General features: G+C 76.2%; 14 protein-coding genes and 2 tRNA genes. 11 read left to right on the forward strand and 5 right to left on the reverse strand.

The annotated features are described in order from the left end of the window. Positions 1-303 precede the first annotated feature (303 nt). Positions 304-2,028 carry a hypothetical protein gene (locus ACW14Y_RS15690; RefSeq protein WP_456987229.1) on the forward strand — a complete coding sequence of 575 codons (1,725 nt, stop codon included), beginning with the start codon at positions 304-306 and terminating at the stop codon, positions 2,026-2,028. An 82-nt stretch (positions 2,029-2,110) separates the two neighbouring features. Here the strand turns inward: ACW14Y_RS15690 and ACW14Y_RS15695 are convergent, their stop codons facing one another. After that, a complete protein-coding gene (locus ACW14Y_RS15695; protein WP_380389877.1) occupies positions 2,111-2,767 on the reverse strand; it encodes a histidine phosphatase family protein in 657 nt (218 codons plus the stop codon). A 254-nt stretch (positions 2,768-3,021) separates the two neighbouring features. Here ACW14Y_RS15695 and ACW14Y_RS15700 point away from each other — a divergent pair, with 254 nt between their 5' ends. The 6 genes from ACW14Y_RS15700 to ACW14Y_RS15725 all read left to right on the forward strand — a co-directional run bounded on the left by ACW14Y_RS15700 (position 3,022) and on the right by ACW14Y_RS15725 (position 8,968). Beyond that, on the forward strand, positions 3,022-4,299 hold the full coding sequence (locus ACW14Y_RS15700; protein WP_456987231.1) for a hypothetical protein: 1,278 nt from the start codon (positions 3,022-3,024) through the stop codon (positions 4,297-4,299). Then, complete coding sequence (locus ACW14Y_RS15705) at positions 4,296-5,972, forward strand: hypothetical protein (protein ID WP_456987233.1); 1,677 nt, start codon at positions 4,296-4,298, stop codon at positions 5,970-5,972. Before ACW14Y_RS15700 ends, ACW14Y_RS15705 begins: the two co-directional genes overlap by 4 nt. Before the next feature lie 8 nt (positions 5,973-5,980). Further along, entirely contained in the window at positions 5,981-7,408 is a 1,428-nt protein-coding gene (locus ACW14Y_RS15710; protein ID WP_456987235.1) for an AAA family ATPase, read from the forward strand. A gap of 227 nt (positions 7,409-7,635) precedes the next feature. Next, complete coding sequence (locus ACW14Y_RS15715; RefSeq protein WP_380305883.1) at positions 7,636-8,043, forward strand: hypothetical protein; 408 nt, start codon at positions 7,636-7,638, stop codon at positions 8,041-8,043. A gap of 223 nt (positions 8,044-8,266) precedes the next feature. Next, positions 8,267-8,794, forward strand: coding sequence for a bifunctional DNA primase/polymerase (locus ACW14Y_RS15720; protein WP_380305881.1), 528 nt, complete (start codon positions 8,267-8,269; stop codon positions 8,792-8,794). A gap of 100 nt (positions 8,795-8,894) precedes the next feature. Beyond that, positions 8,895-8,968: transfer RNA gene (locus ACW14Y_RS15725), tRNA-Lys, on the forward strand. A gap of 142 nt (positions 8,969-9,110) precedes the next feature. Here the strand turns inward: ACW14Y_RS15725 and pgi are convergent. Next, on the reverse strand, positions 9,111-10,772 hold the full coding sequence (gene pgi, locus ACW14Y_RS15730; protein WP_380389870.1) for a glucose-6-phosphate isomerase: 1,662 nt from the start codon (positions 10,770-10,772) through the stop codon (positions 9,111-9,113). Between the two features lie 267 nt (positions 10,773-11,039). Further along, positions 11,040-12,623, reverse strand: a complete 1,584-nt coding sequence (locus tag ACW14Y_RS15735) for a Na+/H+ antiporter (protein WP_380389869.1) — start codon at positions 12,621-12,623, stop codon at positions 11,040-11,042. A 263-nt stretch (positions 12,624-12,886) separates the two neighbouring features. Between ACW14Y_RS15735 and ACW14Y_RS15740 the strand changes: the two genes are divergently transcribed. Together ACW14Y_RS15740 and ACW14Y_RS15745 are read left to right on the forward strand one after the other, a co-directional pair. Then, positions 12,887-13,795, forward strand: coding sequence for an NADP-dependent oxidoreductase (locus ACW14Y_RS15740; RefSeq protein ID WP_380305875.1), 909 nt, complete (start codon positions 12,887-12,889; stop codon positions 13,793-13,795). 89 nt (positions 13,796-13,884) lie between these two features. Continuing rightward, a tRNA-Lys gene (locus tag ACW14Y_RS15745) sits at positions 13,885-13,958 on the forward strand. A gap of 91 nt (positions 13,959-14,049) precedes the next feature. On the opposite strand, the gene hemC is transcribed toward ACW14Y_RS15745, so the two are convergent. Next, positions 14,050-14,985 carry a hydroxymethylbilane synthase gene (gene hemC, locus ACW14Y_RS15750; protein ID WP_380299976.1) on the reverse strand — a complete coding sequence of 312 codons (936 nt, stop codon included), beginning with the start codon at positions 14,983-14,985 and terminating at the stop codon, positions 14,050-14,052. A gap of 42 nt (positions 14,986-15,027) precedes the next feature. Continuing rightward, positions 15,028-15,774, reverse strand: coding sequence for a DUF2306 domain-containing protein (locus ACW14Y_RS15755; protein ID WP_402723846.1), 747 nt, complete (start codon positions 15,772-15,774; stop codon positions 15,028-15,030). A gap of 255 nt (positions 15,775-16,029) precedes the next feature. Between ACW14Y_RS15755 and ACW14Y_RS15760 the strand changes: the two genes are divergently transcribed. Then, positions 16,030-17,280 (forward strand): sensor histidine kinase, encoded by a 1,251-nt coding sequence (locus ACW14Y_RS15760; RefSeq protein ID WP_456987239.1) that lies wholly within the window; start codon positions 16,030-16,032, stop codon positions 17,278-17,280. Continuing rightward, positions 17,277-17,996 carry a response regulator gene (locus tag ACW14Y_RS15765; protein WP_380299982.1) on the forward strand — a complete coding sequence of 240 codons (720 nt, stop codon included), beginning with the start codon at positions 17,277-17,279 and terminating at the stop codon, positions 17,994-17,996. The genes ACW14Y_RS15760 and ACW14Y_RS15765 overlap by 4 nt, the downstream gene beginning before the upstream one ends. Positions 17,997-18,023 lie beyond the last annotated feature (27 nt).

The raw sequence follows: 18,023 nt of genomic DNA on the forward strand, positions 1-18,023 counted from the left end.
GGGCTTCCACGTAACAGCACAACGCCGGGCGGGCCCCCGAGGCCACGGGGCGCCTTACAGCAAGGCATGGCATTTCATGGCGGATCCCGGCAACTACGCCCGGTTTGCCCGGTATTGGTGGCACATCATCCATCGACGCACTGTGGCCGACCGGTGACTCCCGGTACTGTCGGTGCCGCGCCCGGCGGCCCCGGGCCGAACCACCGGACACGCCCCAGCAGACCCGTTCGTGGCCGGGCGCCCCCATCGCCCCACCGCCGCCCGACCCCCGTACCACCACCCCGCACCACCACGGAGCGCACCATGGCAGCCACCCCACCGGCCGAGCCGAACCGCCCGTCGCCCAACACCGTGATGCGCGCCCTGCGCGGCGACCGCTCGCCGGGCGAGTTCGCCATGGCCGTGCGCCGGGCGGCCCGGGAGATCGGCGAGCACGTCTCGTGCGACGCCCGGTACATCGGGCGGGTCGAGTCCGGCGAGATCCGCTGCCCCAACTACGCGTACGAGCGGGTGTTCCGGCACATGTGGCCGGAACGGCCGCTCACCGAACTGGGCTTCGCCCCCCGTACCGCCGTCCGGCGCCGCTCGACGGACGGCGGTACGGGGGGCGAGGGCGAGCGCGGGAGCGACGGCGGCGTCCGGCCCGGCGGGACGAACGCCCTCGGGCAGCACCTGGGACAGCACCCCGGCCCGCGCCCGGACCCGGCCACCGCGCCGGACGGCGGACCACCACCACTCCTCCACCCCCCGTTCCCGCCCCTGCCCGCCCCCCGCTCTCCGCTCTCCACCCAACTCCCGTACGCTGCCTGGCCGTACGCGGAACCGCCCCCACCGGAAGGGCCCCCGGGACCGAGGTCCGCGACGGCGCCACGGGGGTCCGCCGAACCGCACCATCCCGACGAGGAGAACGACGACGTGCGTCGCCGTACGTTCCTGGCCGGCGGCCCTGCCGCGCTGGCCACCGTGATCGGCATCGACCGGCCCGCCGCGGCCGCCGCGGCCGATGCCCCCCGCCCGGCGGACGCCCGCCCGGGCCCGGCCGCCCTCCCCGGACCGGGCGACGGCCTCGCGCCCGCCGACGGCTTCGTGCCCGGCCGGCCCCGCGCCGTCCCGCCGCCCCGCAAGGTCGGCACGGCCGAGGTGCTGGGCGTCGAACAGGCCGTCCGGGACCTCCGGTTGGCCGACGACGCGCACGGCGGCGACGCGCTGTTCGAGCAGGCGGGCCGCTCGCTGCGGGAGGCCTACATCCTGCTCGACGCGTGCGAGTACTCCACCGGGACCGAGCGCAGACTCCAGGCCGGCTCGGGCGAACTCGCCGTCTCGGTCGGCTGGTTGGCCCACGACTCGAACCGGCTCGCGGACGCCCGCTCGTACTACGCCGAGGCGCTGGCCACCGCGCGGATGGCCGGGGACGCCGCCCTGGAGGCGCACGTCTTCTGCAACAGCGCCTTCCTCGCCCGCGACGCCGGCCGGCCCCGGGAGGCGCTGCGGGCGGCCCAGGCCGGGCAGTCCGCCGCCCGGGGGCTCGACTCGGACCGGCTGCTGGCCCTGCTCGCGATGCGCGAGGCCGGCGGCTGGGCGCTGCTGCAGGACCGCGCCGCCTGCGAGCGGGCGGTCGCCAGGGCCTGCCGGCACTTCGACCGGGGCCCGTCCGGGGCCGACCCGGAGTGGATGTCGTTCTTCGGCGAGGCCGAACTCGCCGGGCTGCAGGCCCAGTGCTGGTCCGCCCTCGGGGACTGGGAGCGGGCGAGCGAGCGCGCCGGGCTGGCCATAGCGCTCCAGAAGCCGCACTTCGTCCGCAACCGGGTGCTGTACACCGCCGAGCTCGCCCACGACCGGCTCGGACGCGGCGACCTGGCGGGCGCGGCCGAGCACGGCTCGGCCGCCGTGGCGCTGTTCGGCAACGTGCGCTCGGCCCGGATCCGCTCGATGCTCGCGGACACCGCGCAGCGGCTGGGGCAACACCGGCGGGTGCCGGAGGTCGGGCGGTTCCTGGCCGCGTACGGCGCGGCGACCGCGGCCGCCTGAGACCCGGCCCGCCGCCCACAGCCCACAGCGCACCGCCCGCCGCCCAACGCCCCGACGGGGCAGGGACGACGGGCGGCTCGGATCAGGACCTGTGCGTGAGGGTCTCCAGGTGGCCCTGGTCGTTCCAGAGCTCGACCGCCGGCGCGCCGTACTCCCAGGAGAGGATGCAGAGCGCGGCCGTGCCGAGCTTGAACCGCTGGGCGAACTCAGGCGGCAGGCCCAGCCAGCGGGCGGTCAGGATGCGCAGCAGGTGGCCGTGGGCGAAGAGCACCACGTCGCGGTCGGCGCAGTGCATGACGGTGGTGTCCGGCTCCGGCACACCGTGCTCGGTGTTGAGGTCGGCGAGCAGGGCGTCGACCCGGGCGGCGACGTCGGAGAGCTTCTCGCCGCCGGGGACGCCGTCGCGCCAGATCAGCCAGCCGGGGTGGTCGGCGGCGCGGATGTCGGCGCCGGTGCGGCCCTCGTACTGGCCGTAGTCCCACTCCATGAGCTCGGGGCGTTCGACCGCCCGGTCGCCGAGGCCGGCCAGCGCGCAGGTCTCCTTGGCGCGGTCGAGCGGGCTGGTGAACACGAGGGCGTCGGGCAGGCCGTTCCAGGGCGCAGCGGCGAGGCGGACGCCGAGCGCCCGGGCCATCGCGCGGCCGTCCTCGGTCAGCGGGATGTCGGTGCGGCCGGTGTGGCGGCCGGTCGCCGACCACTCGGTCTCACCGTGGCGGACCAGCAGGATTCGGGCGGGCATGGCAGGCTCCTCGCGATCGGGGCGGGTGTCGACGTCGGCCTCGCCATCGAGCACCGGCCTCCATGATCCCCCACCCGCCGAGCACCCACGATCCCGGCCTCCGGCTCCCGCTGCACCGGGTCCGCCGGCCCGCTCCGTCGCTCCCGCCACCGCTCCCCTCACCGCCCCCGGTGGCCGCCCGTTCGTCGCCCGTTCGTCGCCAACGGCCGGTTCCGGCCGGATTGTCGGAGGTGGATGCGACACTGGGCCGCACCATGAACGTCTCGACGAACGCCCCGCTCCGCGGGCCGGCGGAGCCGCTCGCCCAGCGGCTCGCCGAGCTGCGCGGACCGGCGCCGCAGCGCAGTCTGAACGCCCGCGCCCTCGCCGCCCTGGCCGCCAATCCGGGGTGCCACCGCCGCGCCGTGCTGGACGCCGCCGGGGTGGACAAGACGGCGCTGGCCGCCCGTCTCGGCCGCCCCGCCCCCTTCGGCCGCTCGCCGCTCGCCCTGGCGCGCGGCGTCGTGTTCGAGGCCCGGCTGAAGGAGAACGGCTACGCGGCGCTGCTGGAGCCGCTGCGCCACCGGCTCGGGCCGGCCGGCGAGGACGGCCCGCTGCTCGTGCCGGACCTGCTGCGTTCCTCCGGTCCGGCCGTGCGGGCCGACCGGACGGCGGCGGCGCTCGCGGAGGCGGCCGCGGAGGAGCACGCCTGGACGCTGCTGGACCATCCGCTGCTGCGGCTGGACGTGGCCGGTTCGACCGCCTACCTGGAGCCGGACGCCGTCGTGGTGCACGGCGGCCGCTGCACCGTGGTCGAGATCAAGTCCTTCCCGGTGCTGGACGGCACCGCCGACCCGGGCAAGGTGGGCGCCGCCGCCCGCCAGGCGGCGGTCTACGTGCTGGCGCTCCAGGAGGCCGCGGCGGCGCTGGCCGGGCTGGCGGTGGACCCTGACCCGTACGCCGAGCAGCGGCTGCCGGGCAGTCCCCGGACGACGGTGCTGCTGGTCTGCCCGGAGGACTTCGGCAGCCGGCCGACCGCCGTGCCGGTGGACGTCCGCCGCGAGCTGGCGACCACCCGGCGCCAGCTGAGCCGGATGACCGGCATCGAGCGGCTGCTGGCGGTGCTGCCGCCGGGGGCGGACTTCGACCTCTCCCCCGACGCGGACGGCAGCCCCGTCCGCTCCACCGAGGAGCTGGAGAAGACGGTCGGGACGGTGCCGGCCGCGTACAGCCCGGACTGCCTCTCCACCTGCGAACTCGGCTTCCACTGCCGGGCCCAGGCCCGCTGCGGCGACCGGGTCGAGCAGCTCGGCCGGGGTGTCCGGGGCGAGCTGGGCAGCATCCGCACGGTGGGCGAGGCCCTGGCGGTGGCCCGGACCGGGCCCGTCGGCCACCTCGGCGGCGACACGAACGGCGAGCACGGCGAGCACGACGAGGACAACGACGGCGACGGGGCCGACGAGGCCGCCGCCCGGCTGGCCTACGCCGCCGCCCTGCGCGCCGAGGCGCTCGGCCGCCCCCACCCGGCCACCGGCCCGGAGGGCGGCCGATGAGCCTGCTGACCACCCTGGCCCGGCTGGAGGCCGTCCGCGGCGGCCGGGCCGAGCCGCTGGCCACCGTCCGCCACCGGCACCTGTCGGAGCGCCCGATGGTGCTCGTCCCACTGACCTCGGCCGGTGAGGACGGCGCCCCGCTGGCCGTGCTGCTCGGCACCGACCGGGACGCGCCGGTGCTGCACATCGTGCCGCAACCGCTCAACCGCACGCTGCGCTCCGAGTTCCTGGCCGACCTGGCCGCCGACCTGCTGCCCTACCTGGAGTCCTTCGGCGACGAGGTCGAGCTGATCGAGGGCACCGAGAAGGACCCGGAGACGGGCGAGAAATCCCCCGTGGTCCGCGAGCTGTGCGCGGACGCGCCGCAGCTGGTCGTGCCGAACACCGGGGGCGTGCGCCACCTGGCGCTGCTCGGCCGCTCGACCCGGTTCCGCCGCACCGCCGAGGACGAGGACCCGGGCCCGTTCCCGGCCCCGGCCCGGGTGCCGCTGCTCGGCCGCTGGCTGACCCACCTGGCCGAGCGCTCGGCCGTGCCCGGGTCCAGCCTGCTGCTGCCGATGACCGGGCTGCTCGCCCGGCACTGGGCCACCGGCCAGAGCCACCTGGAGGACCAGCACCTGGCCGCCCTGCTGGCCTGGCACGCCCCGCCGGACGGGCAGACCGGCGCGGAGGCGGCCGAGCGGGCCGAGACGGAGCGCAACGCCGAGGGCCGGCTGGTCCGCCCGCCGGCCGGCCCGACCACCGACCCGGTGTTCGACACCAAGGTGCTCGCCCCGGCGATCACCCGCTACGACGCGGCCGCGGCGGCCCTGCGCGAGGCCGAGGGCCCCGACGGCGGCGGGGACGTCGCGGCGGCCCGGGAGGCCGTCCGGGTCTCGGTGGACCGGCTGCGCGCCGTGCTGCGCGCGGAACTGCTGCCGGCCTGGCACGACGTCTGGCACGGACTGGACCTGCTGCGGGCGCTGCCCCCGGCCGGCCACCTGGCGGAGCGCTGGACCGGCGACCGCTGGTCGTACACCGGCCACCGGGACCGGCTGGCTGCCGGGGAGCCCCCGCAGCCCCGGGTCGACGACGCCGTGACGGCCGCCCGCAAGCTCGCCCAGCGCGAGCGCGAGCAGACCCGGCTGGACGTCCAGGAGGCGCTGGACGACCCGCTGGCGATGGCCGAGCACCGGCTCTCCGGGGAGGCGTTCAGCGGAGTGGTGACCGAGGTGGTGCCCGACTACGACACCACCGGCCGCTCCCCCAAGCCGCGCCCGCTGGTGACGGTGCGCACCGGCGACCGGCCGCACGCCGACCCGGGCCGGGAGGTGCACCGGGTCCGGGCGGCGCCGGGGCCCGACGCCGGGCCGGCGCCGGCGGCGCAGAAGGCGGTGATCGCCGCCGTCGACCCGGAGGCGGGCACCGTCACCGTGCGGGTGCTGTCCGGCATGGGGCGGAAGAAGGAGCCCGAGCCGGGGAGCCTGCCCGAGCCGGGCGAACGGGTGACCTTCACCCTGTTCGAGCTGACGGTCCGGCAGGCGGCGCCGCTGCCCGATCCGGACGACACCCCGTGGACGCACGGCGGACCGCCCGGGGCCGTCGTCACCGTGCTGCCGGCCGTGCCCGGCAACGGCACCGGCACCGGCACAGACACGCGTACCGACACCGGCACCGCCGAGGACTGGGAGTGATCCGGCCGATGAGCAGCACCGAGCAGACCTCCCCGCCGGCCGACCCCGGCGACCCGACCCGCGACCCGACCGCCGATCCGGCCGGGGAGCCGACGCCCGGAGCCGCGGCCGACGCGGCGGTGGCCCGGATCCTGGAGGCGACCGTGCGCCCGGCCGTCGGCGCGCCGCGCGGTGTCGTGGTGGACTCGCCGCCCGGCGCCGGCAAGTCGACCCTGGTGGTGCGCGCCGCCCGGGAGCTGGTGGCCGCCGGTGAGCGGCTGATGATCGTCGCCCAGACCAACGGCCAGGTGGACGACCTGGTCGACCGGCTGGCCGCCAAGGCCCCCGATCTGACGATCGGCCGACTGCACGCGGCGGACGCCCGCCCCGGCCCCGAGGTGCTGCGCCACGCCAATGTGACGCCCTCGGACAAGGTCGCCGAGCTCGCCGAGCTGGACGTGGTGATCTCCACCTCGGCCAAGTGGCAGTGGGTGCGGACCGAGCAGCCGTGGCGGCACGCGATCGTCGACGAGGCGTACCAGATGCGCTCGGACGCTCTGCTCGCGGTGGCCCGGCTGTTCGAGCGGGCGCTGTTCGTCGGCGACCCGGGCCAGCTGGACCCGTTCACGGTGGTCGGCACCGAGCAGTGGGCGGGCCTGTCCTACGACCCCTCGGGCAGCGCGGTGGTCACCCTGCTCGCGCACAACCCGCAGATCCGCCCGCACCGGCTGCCGGTGTCCTGGCGGCTGCCGGCCAGCGCGGCGCCGCTGATCTCCGGGGCGTTCTACCCGTTCACGCCGTTCCGTTCGGGCACCGGGCCCGGGGACCGTCGGCTGACCTCGGCGGTGCGGCCGGACGGTTCGGCCCTGGACGCGGCGATCGACCGGGCGACCGAGCACGGCTGGGCCCTGCTGGAGCTGCCCGCCCGGCACACCGTGCGGACGGATCCGCAGGCGGTCGCGGCGGTGGCGGCGACCGTGCGGCGGCTGCTGGACCGGGGGCTGACCGCCCACTCCGAGCAGGGGTCGGCCCCGCTCACGGCGGACCGGGTCGCGGTCGGCACGGCCCACCGGGACCAGGCCGCGGCGGTCCGGGCGGCGCTGGCCAAGGTCGGGGTGCCGGTGGACGGGGCGGCCGGCCCGGCGGTGACGGTGGACACCGCGAACCGGCTGCAGGGCCGGGAGTACGACGTCACGGTGGTGCTGCACCCGCTCTCCGGGCGGCCGGACGCGACCGCGTTCCACCTGGAGACCGGCCGGCTGTGCGTGCTCGCCTCCCGGCACCGGCACGCCTGCATCGTGGTGGCCCGGGCCGGGATCGCCGAGCTGCTGGACGAGCATCCGGCCACCGAACCGGTGCAGTTGGGTGTCCCGGTCGCCTTCCCCGACGGCTGGGAGGCCAATCACCGGGTGCTGCACCACCTGTCCGGGCACCGGGTGCGGCTGGGCCGGTCCTGAGGCCGGGCGCCGCCGGGGTGCGGCCTGCCGGCGCGGATCCACGGCGGGGAGACGGCGGGCGACCGGTGGACGCACGCCCCCGGCGCGTCCGCCGGGAATAGCGCCCGGACGCGCACCGTTCCGTTACCGGCCGCCGGCGCGAGAGAATGGACGGCGGCCACGACCGGGCGGCGCCCGTCCCGAGCAACTGTCGCCCGCCCCCATCGAGCACCCGGAGGTGTCCGTCCATGCCCGACTCCCAGGCGCAGGCGTCCGACCCGAGCGGCCCCGCCGCGGCGGCCGGTCCCGGTGCGGGCGCCGGTGCGGCGCCCGGCCGGCGGCAGCGTCCGGTGCAGCTGCTGTTCGAACCGCAGGCCGACGAACCGGAGCCGGAACGCTTCTTCGACCTGGAGTCGATCGACGACCCGGCCGAGCTGCTGCGCCGCTCCACCGAGCTGGCCCTGGCCTTCCGCGCGGCCGCCGAGCGGGCGACCGACTTCCAGGCGGTCGCGGCCGCGCAGCTGGCGGATCCGCGCCGGTTCGACGCGCTGCCCGAGACCGAGATCGCCACCCGGGCGGACTGGACCCCGGACTACGCGGCCAAGATGATCGAGTACGGCCGCAGCCTGCTCCGGCCCCGGCGGCACGAGGACTGACCCCGGCCGGGGCGGCCACCCGGCCCGCTCCGACCCGAGCGGTCCCGCGTCGGTCCCGCGCAGCCCCGAGCAGTCCAGGGTCGACCCCGCGCGGCCCCGGTCGGCGTCCGACGCCTCTGGCATATGCCGGAGGAAGCGGAAGGGTACGCCCGCGCCCGCCCTACTGTCCGGCGAACCGGAGTTTCCCTCCCGGTCACGACCCGGACACCCCAGGCTGCTGTCCGTGGACATCTGGACCTATCAGTCGGTGGAGTACGTGACCGTGGCCGGGGAGGCCTGGCTCGCCTCCGCCAGCGAGTACCCCCGCAGCATGCGCGCCCTCTGGGAGTCCCGGCCGTGGGCGCCCTCGGTACTGCCCTGCGGCCGGGCCTTCGACGTGATCAGCATGCCGTCGCTGTTCGGCCGCCGGGTGCTGGACGAGCTGTGGGCCTCCGGCCCCGGCTGCGGGCCGGTGGCGGTCTTCCGGGGGCGGACCCTGCTGTTCGTGCAGCCCGGGGCGGCCCCCCGGCTGCGCCGGCTGCTGGCCTGGGAGGAGTGGGCCCGGGACGTGCCGCCGCTGCTCTGCCACGGCAAGGGCGACGCGGTGACCGTGCCGCCGGTGCAGCGGATGGTGAACAGCCCGGACTCGCCCGGTCTGGGCGCCGGGCGGTGGATCGTCGCCCCGGAGAGCCGGGAGCCCTGGCTGCCGGGCGCCTCCGTCGTCCTCTGGGCCTGCGTCCGGGCGGCCCGGGAGCCGGTCGGCGCGCTCTGACCGCCCGGGGGTCCCCCGGGCCCGGAACGGCCGCCCGGGGGGCGCGGTATTCGATTTTGGCCCGACCGCGCCCCGCTGCTAGAGTCCTCTCTGTCAGCAGGCGCCGCTAGCTCAGTTGGTTAGAGCAGCTGACTCTTAATCAGCGGGTCCGGGGTTCGAGTCCCTGGCGGCGCACAGACAACCGGAAGGCCCCTCGCGCGAGCGAGGGGCCTTCCGGCGTTTCCGGCACTCTCCGGGCGGGGCCGACGAACGGCACCCGGGCCGCCGCCCGCCGGAGCGGACGACGGCCCGGAGAAGTCCGGTCGCCGGGCGGGCCTCAGCGGCCCCGCAGCTCCCGGTAGCGGGCCACCAGCGCGGCGGTGGAGCTGTCCAGCTGCTCCGTGCCCTCACCGGTCAGCAGCACCGGCTCGATCCGCTTGGCGAGCACCTTGCCCAGCTCGACGCCCCACTGGTCGAAGGAGTCGATGTTCCAGATCGCGCCCTGCACGAACACCTTGTGCTCGTAGAGGGCGACCAGCTGGCCGAGCACCGAGGGGGTCAGCGCACCGGCCAGCACGGTGGTGGTCGGGTGGTTGCCCCGGAAGGTCTTGTGCGGGACCAGCTCGGCCGGCACGCCCTCGGCCGCGACCTCCTCCGGCGTCCGGCCGAAGGCCAGCGCCTGGGTCTGGGCGAAGAAGTTGGCGAGCAGCAGGTCGTGCTGGGCGACCAGGCCCGGCAGCAGGTCGGCGACCGGCTCGGCGAAGCCGATGAAGTCCGCCGGGATCACCTTGGTGCCCTGGTGCAGCAGCTGGTAGTAGGCGTGCTGGCCGTTGGTGCCGGGGGTGCCCCAGACCACCGGGCCGGTCTGCCAGCTCACCGGCTTCCCGTCGCGGTCCACCGACTTGCCGTTGGACTCCATGTCGAGCTGCTGGAGGTAGGCGGTGAACTTCGACAGGTAGTGCGAGTACGGCAGCACCGCGTGCGCCTGGGCGTCGAAGAAGGCGCCGTACCAGACCCCGAGCAGGCCGAGCAGCAGCGGGACGTTCTCCTCCGGCGGGGCGGTGCGGAAGTGCTCGTCGACCAGGTGGAAGCCGTCGAGCATCTCCCGGAACGCGTCCGGGCCGATGGCGATCATCAGCGAGAGGCCGATCGCCGAGTCGTAGGAGTAGCGGCCGCCGACCCAGTCCCAGAACTCGAACATGTTCGCGGTGTCGATGCCGAAGTCCGCGACGCCCTCGGCGTTGGTGGAGAGCGCGACGAAGTGCTTGGCGACCGCTTCGGTGCCCGCGCCCAGCTCGGCGAGCAGCCAGTTCCGGGCCGAGACCGCGTTGGTGATGGTCTCGATGGTGGTGAAGGTCTTGGACGCGACGACGAACAGCGTCTCGGCGGCGTCCAGGTCGCGGACGGCCTCGTGCAGGTCGGCGCCGTCCACGTTCGAGACGAAGCGGACGTCGAGGTCCCGCTGGGTGAAGGAGCGCAGCACCTCGTGGGCCATCGCGGGGCCGAGGTCGGAGCCGCCGATGCCGATGTTGACGACGGCGCGGATCCGCTTGCCGGTGTGGCCGCGCCACTCGCCGCCGCGCACCTGCTCGGCGAAGGCGGCCATCCTGTCCAGCACCGCGTGCACGGCGGGGACGACGTTCTCGCCGTCGACCTCGATCACCGCGTCGCGCGGGGCGCGCAGCGCGGTGTGCAGGACGGCCCGGTCCTCGGTGGTGTTGATCCGCTCGCCGCGGAACATCGCGTCCCGCAGGGCGGCGACACCGGTGGCCCCGGCCAGTTCGCGCAGCAGCGCCAGGGTCTCGTCGGTGACGAGCTGCTTGGCGTAGTCGACGTGCAGGTCGCCGACCTGGAGGGTGTAGCGGCGGCCGCGCTCCGGGTCGGCGGCGAACAGTTCGCGCAGGTGCGTGTCGCCGAACTCCTCCCGGTGCTTGGCGAGGGCGGCCCACTCCGGGGTGCGGTCCAGCGGGGTACGGGCGTCGGCGCGGGTCTCCGACATCGGTGGCTCCTCGTTTCCTCGGGTGCAGATACCGGCAGGACCGGGCGGGAGGGTTGCGCGCGGCCGTGCGGGTCCTGGGGGTGCGCCGACTCCGTTGACGGCCTTGCCCGGGCTCAGCCTATGCAACGCCGGGGGTCCCGGCGCACATTCCGTTCGTCGGCGTCCGGTCGGGGTCCCCGCTGTTCGGGCGGGCTTCGCGGAGTGTCCGTCCGGCCGTCACGGTCCGTCCGTGCGACCCGCCGCGGGGTCGCCCGGACGGACGGGCCGTCACTTCCGTTCGGACCGCAGGTCGAGGCCGCGCAGCACCCGGTCGACGAGTTCCGGGTCGGCTCCGGGCTCGGCGCGGGCGACCAGCATCTCGCGCCGGGAGGCGGCGATCATCTCCTGTTCGACGCTGTGCGCCGCGCGCCACTGGGCGAGCCGCAGCTTGGCCTCGCTGGCCTCCTCCTCGGCGTAGTTCTCGGGGCAGAGCCGGGCCAGCCGGTCGTGCTGACGGTCCCGCAGGCGGTCGGCGACCTCGGCGGGCAGCTTGTCGGCCTCCTCCAGTTCGCCGAGCCGGCGCAGTCCGGCCTTGGCCGCCCGCCACCAGAGCAGCCGGACCTCCTGCTCGTGCCGGTCGTGGTCGAGGTCGAGGTGCAGCCGCTTGGCCGTCCAGGGCAGGGTGAGGCCCTGGACCAGCAGGGTGAAGAGCACCACGCTGAAGGCGATGAAGACGAGTCGGCCGCGTTCCGGGAAGGGCTCGCCGGTGTCGACGGTGAGCGGGATCGCGAGGGCCAGGGCGACGGTGGCGACCCCGCGCATCCCGGACCACCAGAGCACCACGCTCTCCTGCCAGCTGATCGGGGTGTCCTCCTCGGAGTCGGCGCGCAGCCGCCGGGAGAGCCAGCCGGCCGGGAGCAGCCAGAGCAGCCGGACCGCCACCACGACGGCGATCACCACGGCGGCGTCGCCGAGCATGCCGGTCCAGCCGGAGCCGGCCTCCTTGAGGACGGTGGCGAGTTCGAGGCCGATCAGGCCGAAGGCGACGCCGGTGATGAGGATCTCGACGATCTCCCAGAAGGCGTTGCCGACCAGCCGGTAGGCGACGGCGTCGGCGTCGGCGGCCCGTTCGGCGAGGTAGAGGCCGCAGACGACCACGGCGAGCACGCCGGAGCCGTGGATCTCCTCGGCCAGGCTGTAGGCGGCGAACGGCACCAGCAGGTTGAGCGCGACCTGCTGGGTGGGGTCCTCCAGGTAGTTGGCGATCCTGGTGTTGGCCCAGCCGAGGGCGACGCCGATGACGACCGCGAGCACGGCGGAGAGCACGAAGCGCAGCACGGCGCCGCCGCCGGAGAAGTCGCCGCCGACCACGGCGTCGATGGCGAGCGAGTAGACGACGATCGCGGTGACGTCGTTGAACAGGCCCTCGCTCTCCAGGATGGCGACCAGCCGGCGGGGCAGTCCGACGCTGCCGGCCACGGCGACGGCGGCGACCGGGTCGGGCGGGGAGACCAGGGCGCCGACCGCGATGGCGGCGGCGATCGGCAGGCCGGGCAGCAGCCAGTGCACGGTACCGGCGACCGCGATGGTGGTGACCACGACCAGGGCGACGGCGAGCAGCAGGATGGAGCGGATGTTGGCCTTGAAGTAGCGGACCGAGGAGCGCCGGGCGACGGCGAAGATCAGCGGTGGCAGGACCAGCGGCAGGATCAGCTCGGGTTCGATCGCGATGTCCGGGATCTGCGGGATCAGTGCCATGGCGATGCCGAGCAGGGTCATCAGGACGGGCTGCGGCACCCCGGTCCGGCGGGCCAGCGGCATGGTCACCACGGAGGCGAGCAGCACCAGGAAGAGCAGGGGCAGCTGGCCCACGGGGAGGTCCTCTCGACGGCGGGCGGGTGGTCGAACGCGGATACGAGCCGAACTGCGGACGCGGATGCGGACCGGAGCACGGACCCGGACATGGCCCGGGCCGCCGTCGAGGATAAATCTGACAATGATCTCAACTCGGGCGACACGCCGGAGGGGGGTTGACCTCAAGCGCGCTTCAGATTCGATGATCGGAGCCTCGTGGTTCGGACCGACGCGGACCGCGGGCCCGGCAGGACCGACAGCACGTGACAGGAGCGCCCGGCATGAAGGCAGTGACCGTCCCCCGGTTCGGCGGCCCCGAGGAGCTGCGGGTGACCTCCGTGCCCGACCCCACGCCCGGCCCGGGCCAGGTCCGGATCCGGATCCACGCCGCCGGGGTGCAGCCGGTGGACCTCGCGATCCGGGAGGGCCGGGCGCCGTACGGGGTGGAGCTCGTCCCCGGGCTGACTCCGGGCAACGAGTTCGCCGGGGTGGTCGACGCCCTCGGTCCCGGCGTCGACGGCTGGACGGTCGGCGACGAGGTGCTGGGCTTCCGGGTGCTCGGCTGCGCCGCCGAGATGGTCGTCGCCGACGCGGACCGGCTGGTGCGCAAACCGGCCGGGATGCCGTGGGAGCACGCCGGGTCGCTGTCCGCCTCCGGGCAGACCGCGCACGTCGGGCTCACCGCGCTGAAGGTCGGCGAGGGCGACACGGTGCTCGTCCACGCGGCCGCGGGCGGGGTCGGCACGGTCGCCGTCCAGCTGGCCCGGGCCTGGGGCGCCACGGTGGTCGGCACCGCGAGCGAGCGCAACCACGACCATCTGCGGGCGCTCGGCGCGATCCCGGTCGGCTACGGCGAGGGGCTGGTCGAGCGGGTCAGGGCGGTGGCGCCGCAGGGGGTGGACGCGGCCCTCGACCTGGCCGGGCGCGGGGCACTGGAGGCCTCCGTCGAGCTGGTCGCCGACCGGTCCAGGATCGGCACCGTGGTCGACTACCCGACGGCCGGGCGACTGGGTGCCGTCGGCATCAGGGGGGAGCGGACGGCGGCCCGGCTGGCCGAGCTGGTCGCGCTCTGGGAGGCGGGCGGGCTGCGGCTGGAGATCGCCGGGGCCTTCCCGCTGGAGCGGGTGGCCGACGCCCACCGGCTGGTGGGCACCGGGCACGTCCGGGGGAAGGTCGTCCTCGTCCCCTGACCGGCACGGCGGTCCGGACCGTCCGGGGGGCGGTCCGGACCGATTGTGTGTTTCCGCCGCTGACCAGGTAATGTTTCCCGCGTCAGCAGGCGCCGCTAGCTCAGTTGGTTAGAGCAGCTGACTCTTAATCAGCGGGTCCGGGGTTCGAGTCCCTGGCGGCGCACCGACGGTCGAAGGCCCCCTCGCAGCAGCGAGGGGGCCTTCGGCGTTCCCGCCCGGTCCCCCGGCCGGGGCCGGGGGACCGGAGGTCCGCGTCAGTGCGGGATGGCGGCGATCAGCTCGGAGGCACCCTGCCGCTTGAGGGCCAGGGCGGTCGCGGTGCCGAGGTCCTCCGGGCTCAGCGAGCCCGCCCACTCGTGGGCGTCCAGGACCTGCTTGCCGTCCGGGGTGAAGACCCGGCCGCGCAGCGAGAGGCGGCCGTCCTCCTCGGCCTTGGCCCAGCCGGCGATCGGCGAGTTGCAGTGCCCCTGGAGCACGTGCAGGAACATCCGCTCGGCGCTCGCCTCGCGCCAGGTCGCGTGGTCGCCGAGGCCGGCCACGGCGTCGATGGTGGCGGTGTCGTCGTCCCGGCACTGCAGGGCGAGGATCCCGGCGCCGATCGGCGGGCACATCACCTCGACCGGCAGCACCTCGCTGATCCGCGCGGTCTCGCCGATCCGCTCCAGCCCGGACAGCGCGAGCAGCAGGGCGTCCGCCTCCCCCGCTGCCAGCTTGGCCAGCCGGCTGTTGGCGTTGCCGCGGATCGGCACGTACTCCAGGTGCGGGTGGGAGGCCGAGAGCTGGGCCCGCCGGCGGACCGAGGAGGTGCCGATCCGGGTGCCGGGCGGCAGCTCGTCCAGAGTCAGTCCGTCGGGGTGGACCAGCGCGTCCCGGATGTCGTCGCGGCGCAGGTGGGCGGCGAACACGGTGCCGGCCGGCAGCGGGCGGTCGGCCGGCACGTCCTTGAGGCAGTGGACCGCGAGGTCCGCCTCACCGGCGAGCAGCGCGGCGTCCACCTCCTTGGTGAACGCGCCCTTGCCGCCGAGCCGGGCCAGGTCGCCCATCCAGCGGTCGCCGGAGGTGGTCACCGGGACCACCTCGGTGCGCACCCCCGGGTGCAGGGCGGCGAGTTCGGCCCTGACCCGCTCGACCTGGGCGAGCGCCATCGGCGAGGAGCGGGAGACGATCCGGATCAACTCTGCGGTGGTCATTGCTGGATGATAGGTCGTCAGCAGGTCCGGCCCGGAATCGGGTCACCCGGCCGGCGGTGCCGCCGGAACGCGGCCGGTGCGGGCGGTCGGGGGAAGTCCCGGGAGCCGGGCTATCAGGTGCTCGGCCACCACCAGGTTGATCAGCCAGCAGGTCCAGGCGGCGGTCGCGTAGGCCTGGTCGAACGGGACGCCCGCGAGGTCCATCACCGGCAGCCAGATCCGCAGGGTCGCGGCGGCCATGATCAGCGCGAAGGAACGGACCGCCCAGGCGCGGTGCCGGAGGAGGTCGCGGCGCCGGCCCGCCCGCCAGGCCAGGGCCGAGGAGAGCAGCAGCAGGACGGCCAGCCCGGTGAAGCCGATCGGCGCGACCGGGCCGACCAGACCTCTGGGCGCCATCAGCAGGCCGCCGGTGCCGGCGGCCAGGACGGCGATCAGGTAGAGCCGGCCGACGAACCGGTGCAGCCCCGGGCGGCGGGCGCGCAGCCGGGGCAGGAACTGCCACGGGCCGAGCAGGATCGCCAGCACGCCGCCGCCCACGTGCAGGACGAGCGAGCCCCGGTGGGCCAGGTAGACGGCGCGCTGCTGGTCGAGGAAGACCTCCGGGTCGAGGGTCAGGTAGCGGGCGGTGAACAGGGCCGTGAGGAAGGCGAGCGCGGTGACCGTCCACCAGCCCGCCCGGCGGGCGGGGGCGGTCCTCGGGACGGCGGCGGCAGCAGGGGCGACGGCGGCATCAGGGGCGACGGGGGTGCCGGGGACGGCGGACGGGACGCGGGGGTCCGGAGCGTTCATGGCCCGGACGCTACGGACCGGGCCCGCCCGGCCGCGTCCGCCCGCCGGGGTCCGGCGGCCTCCCCCCTGCGGGCGGCCGGACACCCCCCGGCGGGGTCGGCGGGCCGGAGCGCACCCCCGGTCGGACGGGTCCGGGATACCCCACCAGGGCGATGCGCCGGGCGGACGGCCGCCGCTACCGTACGGCCCGGCACCCGCGCCACCGCGCGGGCGGCCACTCCCCCGATTCCGCCTGCCCCCCGAACCGGAGCCGCCATGAGCCCGCCGCCCCGCACCCGGGCGATCCGGACCGCACCGGTCCCCCCGGCCGCCCCCGTTCCCGGCGGGCCCGGGTCCTGGCCGGCCGGGGCCCGGGCGGCGCGGACCCTCCGGGCCCTCCGGGCGGTGCCGGGCGGGCACTGGGACCTCGTGCTGGCCGGCGGGTTCCTGCTGCTGATGGCCGTCGAACGGACCGGCGCGGCCGACCGGCTGCACGGCGGCCTGCCCCTGGCCCTGGCCCTGAGCACGGCGGTGGCCGCTCCGCTGGCGGTCCGCCGGACCAGGCCGCTGGCCGGCTACCTGGTCGGCGCGGCCGCGCTGTCGGTGGAGGCGCTGTTCGTGCTGCCGAGCCCGGTCTCGCCGTACGCCGACCTGGTCGGCCTCTACTCGCTCGGCCTGTACGCGCCCCGGCGGCGGGCCTGGTCCGGACCGTTCGCCGCCCTGCTCGGGATGGCCGCCTACTTCGCCGACCTCGGGCACGACTACCCGGTCATCCCCGCCGGGGTGCTCTTCCTCTGGCTGCTCGGCTGGGCGGTCGGCTACGGCACCGCGCGGCGGGCGGAGGAGCGCGAGGCCGCCCGGTGGCGGCTGCGCCGGGAGGTGGTCGCCGAGGAGCGCGCGCGGCTGGCCCGCGAGCTGCACGACTCCGTCGGCCACACCCTCAACGTGGTGCTGGTCCAGGCCGGGGCCGCCCGCCGGCTGCTCGACCGCGACCCCGCACGCACCCGGGAGCTGCTCTCCGGGATGGAGCACACCGGACGGGACGCGCTGGACGACCTCGACCGGGTGCTCGGCCTGCTGCGGCGCGGCGGTGACGGCGAGTACGGCGACGACGGCGAGGGGGCGGCCCCGCAGCCGGGCCTCGCCGACCTGGAGCGGCTGGCCGAGCGGCTCGGCCGGGCCGGGCCCCGGGTGCGGGTGCGGATCGACCCGGCGGCCCGGCGGGTGCCGCGCAGTCTGGACGTGTCGGCCTACCGGATCGTCCAGGAGGCGCTCACCAACACCGTCAAGCACTCCGGCGCCCGGACCGTCGAGGTCACCGTCCGCTGCGCGGGCGGGCGGCTCGCCGTCGAGGTGCGCGACGACGGGCGGGGCGCCCCGGCCGGGTACACGCCCGGCCGGGGGCTGCTGGGCGTGGCCGAGCGGGTGTCGGTGCTCGGCGGCCGGGTGGAGCACGGGCCGATCGGCTCCGGTGGGCCCACCGGACCGGGCGGGTTCCGGCTGCGCGCCGAACTGCCGGTCCCGTGACGGCCGCCGACCGGCCGGACGGACCCGGCCTCCCGAAGGTGCGGGTGGTGGTCGCGGACGACGACGCGCTGCTGCGGGCCGGGGTCTCGCTGGTGCTGGAGACCGACGACCGGATCGAGGTGGTCGGCCAGGCCGCCGACGGGCTGGCCGCCGTCGCCCTCTGCCGCGCGCTGCTGCCGGACGTGGTGCTGATGGACGTCCGGATGCCCGGGGTCGACGGGGTGGAGGCGACCCGGCGGATCGTCGCCGCCGGCCTGCCCACCCGGGTGCTGGTGCTGACCACCTTCCACCACGACGACTACGTGTGGGGCGCGCTGCGCGCCGGGGCGGCCGGCTTCCTGCTGAAGCGGGCCTCGGCCGAACGGCTCGTCGACGCGGTGCACACGCTGGCCGGCGGCGAGTCCGTACTGGACCCGGCGGTCACCCGGGACCTGGTCGCCCAGGTGGTCGGCCGGGGCGACGAACGCCCCCCGCCGGAGCCGGAGGACACCCGGCTCGCCCGGCTGACGGCCCGGGAGCGGGAGGTCCTGCGGCTGGCCGCCGAGGGGCGTTCCAACCAGGAGATCGCGGCGCTGCTGGTGCTCGCCGAGTCGACAGTGAAGACCCATATGAAGCGGATCCTGGCGAAGATCGACGCCCGGGACCGCGCCCAGGCGGTGGCCATCTCCTACCGCGGCGGCCTGATGCCGCACCGGGGTCCGGCGGGCGGGTACTGAGGCCCCGCCCTCCGGACCGTGCCGCGC

The sequence above is a fragment of the Kitasatospora sp. cg17-2 genome, assembly GCF_054031055.1.